Below are 12,102 nucleotides of genomic sequence, written 5' to 3' on the forward strand. Positions count from 1 at the left end.
TAGGATCTATCTTCATTGAATAGATTTGTCAAGCCTATCCTAAGTCTTGAAATTACAAAACGCCCGACGTGATCTCGCGATTCTAAGTTGAAAATCGTAAACTCTTATTTAAGGGTTTCTAAATATTTGCCGAGGTTGGCAATGTGTTGTTTAGCACCTTCGATCGCGCCGTATTTTTCATTGACTCTTTCCAGTTCCTCTTTGCTCGGGAAGATTTGTTCCATCGTTAGGTTCACACCTTCACCGGATTCTTCGAATATAATTTTCGATTGAAAGTCGACGTCCTTTGTGCCTTCACCGTCTCCGAGATGTTTGTAGTAAATGTAATGAGGCTTTTTAATCTCTATAAATTGGATTTTGTTTTTATAGTCGTGTCCATCTGGACCATGCATAACAAAATCCCAAATCCCACCGTTTGAAAAATCCATACTCCGAGTCGTTAGCGTAAATCCATCCGGTCCCCACCATTCCGAAAGATGTTCTTGAGACGACCATACATCGAAGAGAAGCTCGATAGGAATATCAAAGTACCTTTTGTAAATGACTTTATTTTCTTCGATCGTTGTTCTCACGTTATTTTCTACCATCTGATTTCTCCTTTTTTAGTTTCAATACATACTTTTCCAGTCTATCCAGACGTTTGTTCGATAGATTTATAATTTCTAATAGCCAATCTTCCATTTCATCTATTCCCGATCTGTTAAGACTGTAGATACGTTTTTGCGATTGCTTCTTCATTTGAAGCACCTTCGACTCTTTTAATACTTTCAAATGTTGCGAGATAGCGGGCGGACTCATCTTAAAATTTAAGCTAATCTCTGTCGAAGTCAGCTCTCCGTTTTTCGCCACCAATTTCACAATTTCCCTTCTTGTGTCGTCCGCCAAGGCGGCAAAAGCATTCATAAAATTATATTTAATCCTATACTTAATTAAGTCAATACTTAAATAAAGAATTCAATAAGAAATTTGAGTCTTCCAGGACAATCCGTGAAAAGTTTTTGAACACGGGCAGGCTCTTGATTCAATACGAATCGAGATAGAATCAGGCCTTTTATCGGTGGGGGAAGAATGAAATTACTTTCTATCAAAACATTGGATCAATCAGAATCTAACTCGTGCTCCATTTGTCGCATTTCGCATAACACCCCTTATCATTCTCTGAGCATAGAAGATGCAAATTGGAATCAAAGTAGGAAGGGATTCTTTTGTAAAAGTTTGTAGATCCTTTTCATTTTGTGCGGTTGAGAATCTGCCTTCTAACAATCATCCGGATTTGAAATATTTTAAAAGCAGGAACCCCACACATTTTTAAATTTTCTTTACGAAAGGAATGGGTCTACGCAAGCTTTGTTTACCATATCGGGAAGGGGAGTTCGCAGAACCGTCTTTCAACCCCATAAATAAAAATCATTTCAGAGTCTCAATTGATGAATCCCAAAGTTGATAAATATCTAAGCAAAGCCAAAACATGGCAAAAAGAATTGGAAAAGTTAAGAAAAATCGTTCTTGAATGTAAGCTAACCGAAGAATTGAAGTGGGGGGTTCCCTGTTATACATTTCAAGAAAATAATATAGTTCTAATACACGTTTTTAAAGAATACTGTGCGCTTTTATTTTTTAAAGGCGCCTTGTTAAAAGATTCCGAAGGGGTTCTAATTCAACAAACTAAAAATACGCAGGCGGCACGTCAGATTCGTTTCACCGATGTTCGGGAAATTGTCAAGATGAAGTCGATTTTAAAAACCTACATCAAAGAAGCCATTGAAATAGAAAAAGCCGGATTGAAAGTAAATTTTAAAAAGACTAAAGAATTTACCATTCCCGAAGAGTTTCTAACTAAATTGGAGGAAGTCCCTGATTTAAAAACCGCTTTTGATGCGCTGACGCCCGGACGACAAAGAGCCTACATTCTTCATTTTTCTGCGGCTAAACAATCCAAAACACGAGAGTCAAGAGTGGAAAAATGTATACAACCAATTCTTAATGGAAAGGGATTGGATGATTGAAGCTAATAAAGAGCATATTTGCGCGCAAATAATCGTTCACTCTTGAAACCGAAGTCGTCACAAAAGGATCAATGGTTTGTTTGATTTTCTGCGTTTCTGTTAAACGACATTTTAAAGAATTCTAAACTGCACCAGGATAACAATGAAAGAAATAAAAACAGAAAGTGGAACGCTCGCGTTTTTCAACGAAGATGATATTCTTTTGGAAGATCCAAATTCATTTTTAGAAATCGTATTTTCCACTTCTTCGGAAACGATCGTTTTTTCTAAATCGAATTTTCACGAAAAATTCTATGAGCTCAAATCGGGATTCGCCGGGGAAATTTTGCAAAAAATTACGAACTATAAACTGAGGATGATTATTTTAGGAGATTTTTCCGGGTACGAGTCAAAAAGCTTTAAGGATTTTGTATATGAGAGCAATCAAAACGGGAAAGTGATCTTTATCTCCGATTTAGAAGCCGGTTTGAAGTTATTAAAATAATCCTGCCTCAGTGATTTAAAAACGTTTTGTTCCGTTTAAAACGAAATCATCTGAAAGAGCGGATTCTCTGCGCATGGAAAAAGAACCACCATGCGCATTTTAAATTCATTCAGTTCATATCGTCAATCTTCAAGTCATCCGGGGCAGGCTGGCCTTGACCGACTTCCACAAGATTTTTTAGACTGAGTAAGAAGGTCGCCCATTTCATACTGCAATGCGCTGTGAACTCGCTTTCATTTTTCCAATCCTGGTGTCGAAATTGAATGATCGTCATTCCCTCTCCATCCGGCGCCTTACTCGCATTCAATTTAAAATCGATATGAGAACCGATCCAGTCGTCCGGTCCGGAAGTGCATTCCCAGAGCACACGTTGTGGAGCGAGTTCTTTCACTTTCATTTCCATATCGGCCTTGTGTCCAAAACTGAAACGAATCGATTCACCCAGACCGGACACTCCTCCTGAAAATGGTCCTTCCACTTCTTTTGTCCACCAACCCGCAAGACCCGCCTGTGTCGTCAGCGCCTTGATCACTTCTTCCGCCCCAGAACGTATTCCAATTTTGTGATATATTCCGTTCATATTTTTCTCCTTCTACATTCCTTAAATTTTTCTTTCCGGCATCGCCGATAAAGACGTTGTTTTAGTTTTTCTCGTTAAACCATTCCGAGTAGGCATCGAGAATATGGGTCCAGCCATAGGTATGAGATTTGATTGCGCTCTCGTCGGCGAGACGTTCGTGAATCAAAGTCACAAGAGTCTGAGGTTTTTGAATCGCACCGGTAGAAGTTGCGACCGTAGTCATAGGAAGTGCGGTGAAAGTGATCGTAACCAGAGTATCAAGTCCGCCGGTAGCATGGGAACGCCAAGTGAAGACTAACTTAGTAGGCTCTTCAATGGTTTGGTATTCACCTTCGTGGGGAAGGGTTTTCCCGTTGAGAGACATATCGATTCGAAATTTTCCACCGGGACGCGGATCGATGGCGACGGATTCCACAACGGGATCTCCGGATAAAAACCATCGCATTAAATTTTCAGCGTCAAGCCACGCTCGAAAGAGTCGGGTTTGGTCCGCGTTAATTTTTTTTTCTACTTTTAGTACGGGGTTCGTCATTCTTATTCTCCTCTTCTTCCATAAATGCTTCGAGTCTATCGAGTTTGTTGGTCCAGAATTCTTGATGATAGGTAAGCCAGGCAAAGGCTTCCGAAATCGTTTTGTTTTGCAACTCGAGCCGAAAACTTCTTCCGTCTTCGGGGGCTCGTACTTTGCGAACCAAACCCGCCGCGTTCAAGACATCGATATGTTTTGCAACTCCTGCAAACGACATCGAGAAGGGCTCCGCCAACTCTGAAATCGTAAGCGAACCCTCGCGCAGACGTTCCAGCATCTGCCGCCGAGAACGATCCGCGAGCGCGGTAAACACGCGATCGAGCTTCTGTTCGTTTTCGAGTAATTCAACCATTTGGTTGAGTAAATAAGATTCTCAGAATCTGTCAAATATTAAACCAATTAGTTTAATATATTTCGAGACTCTTTTTGGCCTGGGAATCGATATCGGAATTCTATGTCTTTTCAGATTCCCCGTTCGGATTCTAATTCTGCCTTAGAACTGCAAAATGTAGGAACTGCTACGAAATCTAAAATACAGGAATTTGTAGGAGTTTCTACACAACGAGTTTCAAATTTCAAAAGTGCGATCGCACAAAATTCTCCGAGCCTTCGGGAAAGACTGAAAATTCTAATCTTGATAAGAATTTTGGGAATCGAGAAAGGATAGTGCGAAAATTTTAGAACCTTTCGAATTCAATCTTGAAACCAATACAATAAGAAGAATTTTATAAAGAATGAAACCGCGCATGGAAACGTTATCTGAAAAAAAACTCATCGGAAAAAGAATTCTTTTGTCTCTAACGGACAACAAAACCCAAGAACTCTGGCGAAGTTTTATGCCAAGAAGAGAAGAGATTCAAAATAGAATCGGCACCGAATTCTATTCGATGCAAATATACGATGATTCTTATTTTATAAATTTTAATCCGAATTCTAAATTTGAGAAATGGGCGAGTGTGGAAGTTTCTAATTTTGATCACGTTCCGCATGATATGGAAACGACGATTCTTCCGGCGGGACTTTATGCGGTATTCTTCTTCCAAGGTTCTTCCAGTGAAGCTCCGAAAATCTTTCAGTATATTTTTGGGACTTGGATCCCCGGTTCCGATTTCGTTTTAGATCAAAGGCCTCATTTTGAAATTTTGGGAGATAAATACCGTAACGAGGATCCGAATTCGGAAGAGGAGATTTGGATTCCTATTCGATCAAAATAGAAAAATAGAATCTGTTCCCAGATTTTTTATACGATCGATGTCCAATTTCTGAAATCTCATTGGATATAGCAGTGCAACCCCGTTCCAATAGGAGTATCGAAAATGAACGAATTCACATTGTTGTTCCGCTTAGACTTTCTGCGGATAAAGAGATTTTATGAAGCTTAAATTGATAGGAATCCTATTCGGATTTTTTTTCTTGATCTTTCTTTTTCTCAGCGTGGGAATCTGGAGCGCGAGTAATCAATTACTCTTTCCCGTGTGGAAGGGAGTTACAAAAGACTTGTCGGTTTGTACGGAAGAAACCGAAAAATATTGGGGGAAGGGTTGTGGAAACCTTCGGCTCACTCAAGAATTTCGATTTGAAGAAGTCAAAATTCCATCGATCAACGGTTACGAACTTCCGGGCTGGTTGATTCGAGTTTCCGAGAACCAATTTGGACGCGCGCCAGGTGTTATCTTATTGGTTCACGGTGGAGGATCGGATCGAAGAGAGGAAACAAAACTCATTCGATTCTTTTTAAATCAAAAACTCGACGTTCTTACATTCGATCTTGGTTGTCACGGAGAAGCGCCTTGTCCCATCTCCGGTCTTACTTACGGACATCGAGAATCAAGAGACGTTCTCTCGAGTTATCTATTTCTTACGGATCGTTATTCGAAAGTTTATGCAATGGGATCCTCGGTCGGCGCGGCTTCGATTCTGATCGCACTTCCGTCTATGCCAAAGTTGAGGGCGGTGATCGCTGAAAATCCCATGCTCAGTTTTGAAAAACTAATTCTGGATTCGCCGGCATCTCCTGATTTGATTCCTAACTGGTTTATCCGTTTGCTAATTCGTTTAACAATGTTTCGAGGAGAATTCGACGGCCTCCTAAGTCCTTTACATTCTCTCCGTATCGAAAAAACGATTCCTATCTATTTTATTCATAGCAAAGAAGACAACGTGGTTCCTTATATGCATACGAAAGAATTGACAAACGTCTACAAGGGACCGAAAACTTTCTGGCTTTCAGAGAAAGGAAATCACGGAACAATTTGGGACGCAGATCCTATCGAATATGAAAAAAGGCTTCGCGATTTCTTAAATCAAAAGTATTCCCTTTCCACGGAGGTTTTTAAATGAACGAATTTTTAATACTGATGCGTTTGGATCTTATCACAAAAGAAGAACAACCCTCTCCACAACAACTTCAAGTTTATATGAAACAATATCACGATTGGGTGGAAACTATCACGGCCCAGAAAAAATTTCTCGGAGGCAAGGGGCTTTCGACGGAAGGGAAGGTGATAAAATCCAACCAGGTGATCACGGACGGTCCTTTTGTGGAGATCAAAGAATCACTTGCAGGTTTTATTATGATCTTGGCTGAAGACTTCGAAGAAGCCGTATCGATTGCAAAGGAATGTCCCATCTTAGGAGGCGCCGGCAATAGCGTAGAAGTGAGACAGGTGGTTTCCGTTCACGAAAAAGGATAAAAAACGGATGCCTTCGAGAACGATTTGCGGAGGCATTTCTATCTATGGAAAACGGAGAACTGATTCCCAATCTATTTCGAAACGAGTACAGAAAAATAATTTCAGTGCTCTGCAAACGTTTTGGATTTGATCAGATTGAAATTGCGGAAGACATCGCGAGTGAAACGTTTCTTACGGCGGCTCAAGTTTGGGGAGTGAACGGTCCTCCCGAAAATCCAACCGCTTGGCTTTACAGCGTCGCAAAAAATAAGGCGAAGAATCATTTACAACGCGACACAACCCTTCGAAACAAAGTAATTCCGGAATTAAAAAAGAATTCTATAGAATCCGTAGAAAAGGAGATCGACCTTTCTCCACAAAACATAGAAGACAGCCAACTACAGATGATGTTCGCGATCTGTCATCCTTCGATTCCCGGGGAAGCGCAAATCGGACTTTCTCTTCGGATTCTCTGCGGATTTGGAATTGAAGAAATCGCAGACGCCTTTCTTACAAACAAGGAAACGATCAACAAACGATTGTTTCGAGCAAAGGAAAAACTTAGAAGTGAAAACATCAAAGTAGAATTCCCGAATCCGGCGGAGATCGACGAACGTCTCTCAGCCGTTTTGACTACCGTCTATTTGTTGTTTAACGAAGGATTTTATTCTACCAGCCGAAACAAGACACTTCGAAAAGAACTTTCGTTGGAAGCAATTCGTCTTTGTAGCCTTCTTATTGAAAATAAGAATACGGACAAACCCCAAGTAAACGCGCTCCTTTCTCTCATGTGTTTTCATACTTCTCGATTTGAAGCGAGACAGAACGAAGAAGGGGAACCGATCTTATACGAAGAACAAGATACAAATCTCTGGAATTCGGAATGGATTCGTAAGGGAGAATTTTTTCTTCACCGCGCGGCGAGAGGAGATGAAATTTCAAAGTATCACCTGGAAGCGGGAATCGCTTATTGGCATACGCAGAAGGAAGATACTGATAAAAAATGGAAAAACATTCTGCAACTCTACGATCATCTTCTTACGATCGAAAGTTCTTCGGTGATTCTCCTCAATCGGATTTTCGCGTTTTCTAAAACAAACGGAAAGGAAGAAGGGATCCAAGAAGCCGAAAAATTAAAACTCACGGACAATCGTTATTACTTTCTTCTATTAGGGGATCTATACGCGGATCTGGACCAAAGAAAATCGGAATTGAATTTTAAAAACGCCCTTTCTCTCTCTAAAACACAAAATGAAAAAAACTCCATTCAGAAAAGAATCGATCGTCTTCGAGATACGGAAATAAATACTTGAACCACTTTTGAAAATACATCTCATCGTCGTGCGAAATTATATTTGATTATTTTATAATGGAGTAGAATTAGAATCGCCGCGAACAAACTTATCGATTGATTTCATAGAATCGTTTCCTTTTTTGGAAAATACATCCTTTGATCCATCTAAGGAAAGAGTACCATGTTCGAAGATCAAAAGAATCCGCTTTTTATTTGTATCCTCTTAGGTTTCGGCACGGTCCTCGGACTTTCCGGAATCGACTTGGTGTTGCCGAGCATTCCGAAACTCCCTGAAATTTTGGGAGGAGATCAGACCTTATCCCAATTTGTAATCGCGTCCTTTGTCGCTGGAACCGCGTTCGGAATGATTCTTTTTGGAAACGTCTCTTCTCGAATCGGCACGTCCTCCCTTCTTTTCCTTTCTCTCGCTTGCTATTCCCTTACTTCCTTTCTTTGTTCCTTCTCGCCTAACTTAAATACGTTGATCGTCTTTCGATTTTTTCAAGGACTTTCCTCTTCTGCGGCTGCCGTTCTTGCTCCGGGAATTATCAAGGGACTCTTTGACGAAAAAGGAGCGGCCAAAGCCTTAGGAATTTTGGGAAGTGTGGAATCGTTAGTTCCGGCTCTGGCTCCTATCTTGGGAGTTTGGTTTTTAGGCATCGGGAGTTGGAAATATTCATTTTTTGTAACATCCTTTTTTTCCTTCTTACTCGCGCTTGTGTTTCTTACCATTCGATTGAACGGATTTTCAAAACCGTCTTCCGGCGCAAGATCGGGATCGTATCGAACTCTTCTTTTGTCTCCGGTCTTTCAGAGATATTCTCTCAGTCAGGCTCTGAATCTAGGAGGTCTTCTCGTTTTTGTATTCGGTGCGCCGGTTGTGATCGTAAAAACGATGGATTCCGATATTCATAAATTTGCTCAGATGCAGACGATCGGCGTCGCGTTCTTTATCATCGGCGCCGTTCTTTCTTCTTCTTATCTCAATCGCAAAATAGATTCGGAACATCTTGTTTCGATCGGAACCGCACTTTGTCTTCTATCTTCCCTCTTCATGATTTTCTTTTCTATTCTGGGTGAGAATCATCCAAACACCATTCTTCTTATTTTTCCTCTTATGAATTTAGGACTGGGACTCAGAGGTCCGAACGGTTTTTTAAAAGGAATCATAGCCGCGAACGGAGACGACAACAGAGGATCTTCTCTGATACTTCTTTCGATCATTTCAATTTCAGCGGGGGGAACCGCGATCATCGCTCCTTTTTTAAACTACGGTCTTCTGGCCTTGAGTTTGTTTGTGGGAATTCTTCACGGAATCGCATGTTTGCTTCTGATCTTTCTTCCTTCGTTGCCTTCCGATTCGAAATAAAGAATTCATGATTGCGGCGTCTGAAGAATGGACGGAAAAGGATTGACGCGTCGCAGTTGGAACCGAACTCTTTTGAAAAAGAAGTCTGATTCCGAATATGATACAAGAACTGCAACTTCGTGTTGCTCCGGAGATTGCGGGGCAGGAAGAAGAACTTCGAGCGTTTGTTTCTAAAACTCTCAAAATCAATTCTCAAGAAATCCGTCATATCGAAATCGTAAATCGTTCGATTGATGCGAGACAAAAAACGATCTACATCAATCTCAAAGTTTTAGTTTTTATTCACGAAGACTTCGTGGAAAAACCGATTCTTCTTCCGGATTATCCGAACGTTTCCAACGCGGAAGAAGTAATCGTCATCGGCGCGGGTCCCGCGGGGCTCTTTGCTTCTCTGCAATTGATTCTTTCCGGCAAAAAGCCGATTCTTCTCGAAAGAGGAAAGGACGTAAAAAGTCGTCCGCTCGACCTCAAAGAAGTAAACATCCATCACAACGTAAACGAAGATTCCAATTATTGTTTTGGAGAAGGCGGAGCGGGAACGTATTCGGACGGCAAACTCTATACGAGATCGAAAAAGAGGGGCAACGTCCGCGAAATCTTAGAACTCCTCGTCGGCTTTGGTGCGAGTCGCGATATCTTGATCGAAGCACATCCGCATATCGGAACAAACAAACTTCCTAAGATCGTTCGAAACATTCGAGAAAAAATCATAGAACAAGGCGGAGAAGTTCATTTTAATCAGAGGGTCGTCGACTTTTTGTTAAACGGAAATCAAATTGTAGGAGTGGAAACCAAAAACGGCGATAAGATATATGCAAAAAAAGTAATTCTTGCCACCGGTCATTCCGCAAGAGACATTTTTGAATTGTTAAATCGAAAACAGATCGAAATCGAACTCAAACTTCTTGCGATCGGAGTCAGGGTGGAACATCAACAATCCTTGATTGATTCGATTCAATACAGTTGTGAAAATCGAGGACCGTATCTTCCGCCTTCTCCTTATAGTATCGTAAAGCAGGTGGACGGAAGAGGGGTTTATTCTTTTTGTATGTGTCCCGGCGGAGTGATAGCCGCGTGCGCCACTAAACCCGAAGAGATCGTCACCAACGGATGGTCTTCCTCCAAAAGAGCGAGACCTTCGGCAAATTCCGGGATCGTAGTGGAATTAAGACACGAGGACTTTAAACTCTTCTCCAAATACGGCGCGTTAGCCGCCATGGAATTTCAAAAATCGATCGAACACAAGGCTTGGATCGCAGGCGGAAAAAGACAGACCGCGCCCGCGCAAAAACTCGGGGACTTTGTAAACGACAAACTCTCGGCCGATCTTCCAAAAACTTCTTACACCCCTGGAATCACTTCGGTGGAATTAAAAAACGTCCTTCCTGATTTTATCTTTCGGTCCTTACAACTTGCATTCAAAGAATTTGATAAATCGATGCGCGGTTATCTAACCAACGAAGCGGTCGTTCACGCACCGGAGACTCGCACTTCTTCTCCTGTTAGCATTCCAAGAGATACGGAAACCTTACAACACGTGAGGATCCAAGGTTTGTATCCTTGTGGTGAAGGTGCGGGTTATGCGGGAGGAATTGTTTCCGCCGCGATGGACGGGATTCGTTGCGCCCTCGCTTGCGCCTAATCCTGATAAAACGTCCTTCTTTTCGAAGATTGTTAAACGAATTGAGGATTGTTTTTTAAAAACAAATCCGTTCGTCATTCCTATTTTACCGTAGTAGATGGAAGAACGATAGAGTAAATAAAACAAAAAGTAGAATTTTGTTTCATCTGACAATCTAAGATAAATTTATGGAGAATCCGATCCTTTGGAGATTCCATAGAATGAAATTCAATGCCGCACTCTATCCGTTCTTATTCGCTTCCGTCGCCGCGATCGGAAACGCATTCTTCGCTTACGGTCAAAAAAAATCCACTGCGATCTCGGCGCCGTTTTTATTTCTTGTTCCCACACTTTTGGTTTGTATCGGTCTTTTGACCTTTTCGCTTTTCTTTTACAAACCCGAAACTCTCAAAGAATATCTTTCGGAAAACTGGACTTACTTTTTAATCAGCGGCGTAGGATTGTATTTTACTTTTTTAGGATTTTATCTTCTCTACAGTCGTTTCGGAGCTTCTTATTATATTTTATACGCAGTGCTTTCCATTCTTACCACTTCCATCTTTGTCGGAGTAATCGTCTTTTCCGAGAAAATCAATCTCTTTCATTATCTCTCGATTCTTTCCGCTCTCGTTTCTATTTTCTTTTTCAACTACGGTCAAAACTTAAACAAATGATTTCAGACGCATTTTTAAAAAAGAGAAACCGATGATCGATCCGAATAGAACGCTCTTGGATCGTCTTCGTACACTCAACGCGGAGAAGTTCGAACATATACACGGGGATTTACTCACGCACCTCGTCGGTACGTTTCGAATTTTAGCGGACTGGGGTTCTCCCGAAACTCTCTGCAACGCCGGTCTCTATCACGCCGTCTACGGAACTTTTGCTTATCAGAATCCTCTGATCGGAACCGAAGCAAGAACCGAGATTCAGGAAATCATAGGAGAAAAATCGGAAACGTTAGTCTTTCTTTATGGCTCTTGTGATAGGGGATATTTTTATTCCCAATTCGGAAAAAACGAAACAATCAAACATAAGAATTGGATGACAAAGGAGATTCGGATCTTAACACGCAAAGAAACGGAAGATCTCTGCGAATTAACCGCCGCCAACGAATTGGAACTCGCGTTGACAAACGACTCCTTTCTGGTCCAATACGGAGACGAACTCAAAAGTTTGTTTGAAAGGATGAGTTCCTATCTTTCGGAAAACGCAATTTCAGAATGCAGAAAAGTTTTCCATCTCCATACATTCTAAAATTAGTTTATTATAAATTCATAAACTGTTTGTTTAGGGTTTCCAGATCTCGAATCAGATCCACCGGTTTCGGCTGAATCGTTTTGGCCAATTTCATCCCGTCGTCGATTAGATCTAAGATTAATTTTTTCTCTGCGATCGCCCTTGCGTTTGGCATCGACTTTCTTTCGTTTTTGTAGATAGAAGCCTTTTCATCTATAATGGAAACGATCTTGTTCAGCGCGTGAATCTTTGCTTGTTCTTCTCCCATGAAAATTCCTCCTCTTTTTGGAGAGAGGTTAGAGAAGGGT

The 12,102-nt window shown here is 41.2% G+C and carries 16 protein-coding genes; 10 read left to right on the forward strand and 6 right to left on the reverse strand.

Translation table 11 applies throughout. From position 1 onward, the window contains the following. Positions 1–104: 104 nt before the first annotated feature. Positions 105–587, reverse strand: a complete 483-nt coding sequence (locus A0128_RS20515; protein WP_069609623.1) for an SRPBCC family protein — start codon at positions 585–587, stop codon at positions 105–107. After that, positions 574–903: an ArsR/SmtB family transcription factor gene (locus A0128_RS20520; protein ID WP_069609624.1), complete on the reverse strand. Its 330-nt coding sequence runs from the start codon at positions 901–903 to the stop codon at positions 574–576. The genes A0128_RS20515 and A0128_RS20520 overlap by 14 nt, the downstream gene beginning before the upstream one ends. 524 nt (positions 904–1,427) lie before the next feature. Between A0128_RS20520 and A0128_RS20525 the strand changes: the two genes are divergently transcribed. Together A0128_RS20525 and A0128_RS20530 are read left to right on the forward strand one after the other, a co-directional pair. Then, positions 1,428–2,006, forward strand: a complete 579-nt coding sequence (locus A0128_RS20525; RefSeq protein ID WP_069609625.1) for a YdeI/OmpD-associated family protein — start codon at positions 1,428–1,430, stop codon at positions 2,004–2,006. Between the two features lie 142 nt (positions 2,007–2,148). Then, on the forward strand, positions 2,149–2,490 hold the full coding sequence (locus A0128_RS20530) for a DUF4180 domain-containing protein (RefSeq protein ID WP_083244248.1): 342 nt from the start codon (positions 2,149–2,151) through the stop codon (positions 2,488–2,490). A 109-nt stretch (positions 2,491–2,599) separates the two neighbouring features. Here the strand turns inward: A0128_RS20530 and A0128_RS20535 are convergent, their stop codons facing one another. The 3 genes from A0128_RS20535 to A0128_RS20545 all read right to left on the reverse strand — a co-directional run bounded on the left by A0128_RS20535 (position 2,600) and on the right by A0128_RS20545 (position 3,951). Then, positions 2,600–3,070, reverse strand: coding sequence for an SRPBCC family protein (locus A0128_RS20535; RefSeq protein WP_069609627.1), 471 nt, complete (start codon positions 3,068–3,070; stop codon positions 2,600–2,602). Between the two features lie 61 nt (positions 3,071–3,131). After that, complete coding sequence (locus tag A0128_RS20540) at positions 3,132–3,602, reverse strand: SRPBCC family protein (protein ID WP_069609628.1); 471 nt, start codon at positions 3,600–3,602, stop codon at positions 3,132–3,134. After that, complete coding sequence (locus A0128_RS20545) at positions 3,565–3,951, reverse strand: ArsR/SmtB family transcription factor (protein ID WP_069609629.1); 387 nt, start codon at positions 3,949–3,951, stop codon at positions 3,565–3,567. The genes A0128_RS20540 and A0128_RS20545 overlap by 38 nt, the downstream gene beginning before the upstream one ends. A gap of 394 nt (positions 3,952–4,345) precedes the next feature. Here A0128_RS20545 and A0128_RS20555 point away from each other — a divergent pair, with 394 nt between their 5' ends. From A0128_RS20555 to A0128_RS20590, 8 genes are all read left to right on the forward strand, one after another. After that, on the forward strand, positions 4,346–4,813 hold the full coding sequence (locus A0128_RS20555; RefSeq protein WP_245667262.1) for a GyrI-like domain-containing protein: 468 nt from the start codon (positions 4,346–4,348) through the stop codon (positions 4,811–4,813). Positions 4,814–4,970: 157 nt separating this feature from the next. Beyond that, a complete protein-coding gene (locus A0128_RS20560) occupies positions 4,971–5,939 on the forward strand; it encodes an alpha/beta hydrolase (protein ID WP_069609632.1) in 969 nt (322 codons plus the stop codon). Next, complete coding sequence (locus A0128_RS20565) at positions 5,936–6,292, forward strand: YciI family protein (RefSeq protein WP_069609633.1); 357 nt, start codon at positions 5,936–5,938, stop codon at positions 6,290–6,292. Before A0128_RS20560 ends, A0128_RS20565 begins: the two co-directional genes overlap by 4 nt. A 44-nt stretch (positions 6,293–6,336) precedes the next feature. After that, entirely contained in the window at positions 6,337–7,584 is a 1,248-nt protein-coding gene (locus A0128_RS20570; protein ID WP_069609634.1) for an RNA polymerase sigma factor, read from the forward strand. 162 nt (positions 7,585–7,746) lie between these two features. After that, positions 7,747–8,934 carry an MFS transporter gene (locus A0128_RS20575; protein WP_069609635.1) on the forward strand — a complete coding sequence of 396 codons (1,188 nt, stop codon included), beginning with the start codon at positions 7,747–7,749 and terminating at the stop codon, positions 8,932–8,934. 97 nt (positions 8,935–9,031) lie between these two features. Beyond that, positions 9,032–10,576, forward strand: coding sequence for an NAD(P)/FAD-dependent oxidoreductase (locus A0128_RS20580; protein WP_069609636.1), 1,545 nt, complete (start codon positions 9,032–9,034; stop codon positions 10,574–10,576). Positions 10,577–10,776: 200 nt separating this feature from the next. After that, a complete protein-coding gene (locus A0128_RS20585) occupies positions 10,777–11,229 on the forward strand; it encodes a transporter (RefSeq protein WP_069609637.1) in 453 nt (150 codons plus the stop codon). A gap of 34 nt (positions 11,230–11,263) precedes the next feature. Continuing rightward, positions 11,264–11,812 carry a DUF6817 domain-containing protein gene (locus tag A0128_RS20590; protein WP_427854356.1) on the forward strand — a complete coding sequence of 183 codons (549 nt, stop codon included), beginning with the start codon at positions 11,264–11,266 and terminating at the stop codon, positions 11,810–11,812. Positions 11,813–11,822: 10 nt separating this feature from the next. Here the strand turns inward: A0128_RS20590 and A0128_RS20595 are convergent, their stop codons facing one another. Further along, positions 11,823–12,062, reverse strand: a complete 240-nt coding sequence (locus A0128_RS20595; RefSeq protein ID WP_069609859.1) for a hypothetical protein — start codon at positions 12,060–12,062, stop codon at positions 11,823–11,825. Between the last annotated feature and the right edge of the window lie 40 nt (positions 12,063–12,102).

It is taken from the genome of Leptospira tipperaryensis (assembly GCF_001729245.1).
GTDB lineage: Bacteria > Spirochaetota > Leptospiria > Leptospirales > Leptospiraceae > Leptospira > Leptospira tipperaryensis.

Bases quoted from the DNA above. Each gene is read 5' to 3' on its own strand.
- A0128_RS20515 (WP_069609623.1), bottom strand. From the start codon at position 587: ATGGTAGAAAATAACGTGAGAACAACGATCGAAGAAAATAAAGTCATT.
- A0128_RS20540 (WP_069609628.1), bottom strand. From the start codon at position 3,602: ATGACGAACCCCGTACTAAAAGTAGAAAAAAAAATTAACGCGGACCAA.
- A0128_RS20595 (WP_069609859.1), bottom strand. From the start codon at position 12,062: ATGGGAGAAGAACAAGCAAAGATTCACGCGCTGAACAAGATCGTTTCC.
- A0128_RS20580 (WP_069609636.1), top strand. From the start codon at position 9,032: ATGATACAAGAACTGCAACTTCGTGTTGCTCCGGAGATTGCGGGGCAG.
- A0128_RS20565 (WP_069609633.1), top strand. From the start codon at position 5,936: ATGAACGAATTTTTAATACTGATGCGTTTGGATCTTATCACAAAAGAA.
- A0128_RS20585 (WP_069609637.1), top strand. From the start codon at position 10,777: ATGAAATTCAATGCCGCACTCTATCCGTTCTTATTCGCTTCCGTCGCC.
- A0128_RS20570 (WP_069609634.1), top strand. From the start codon at position 6,337: ATGGAAAACGGAGAACTGATTCCCAATCTATTTCGAAACGAGTACAGA.
- A0128_RS20555 (WP_245667262.1), top strand. From the start codon at position 4,346: ATGGAAACGTTATCTGAAAAAAAACTCATCGGAAAAAGAATTCTTTTG.
- A0128_RS20575 (WP_069609635.1), top strand. From the start codon at position 7,747: ATGTTCGAAGATCAAAAGAATCCGCTTTTTATTTGTATCCTCTTAGGT.
- A0128_RS20520 (WP_069609624.1), bottom strand. From the start codon at position 903: ATGAATGCTTTTGCCGCCTTGGCGGACGACACAAGAAGGGAAATTGTG.
- A0128_RS20560 (WP_069609632.1), top strand. From the start codon at position 4,971: ATGAAGCTTAAATTGATAGGAATCCTATTCGGATTTTTTTTCTTGATC.
- A0128_RS20535 (WP_069609627.1), bottom strand. From the start codon at position 3,070: ATGAACGGAATATATCACAAAATTGGAATACGTTCTGGGGCGGAAGAA.
- A0128_RS20525 (WP_069609625.1), top strand. From the start codon at position 1,428: ATGAATCCCAAAGTTGATAAATATCTAAGCAAAGCCAAAACATGGCAA.
- A0128_RS20545 (WP_069609629.1), bottom strand. From the start codon at position 3,951: ATGGTTGAATTACTCGAAAACGAACAGAAGCTCGATCGCGTGTTTACC.
- A0128_RS20530 (WP_083244248.1), top strand. From the start codon at position 2,149: ATGAAAGAAATAAAAACAGAAAGTGGAACGCTCGCGTTTTTCAACGAA.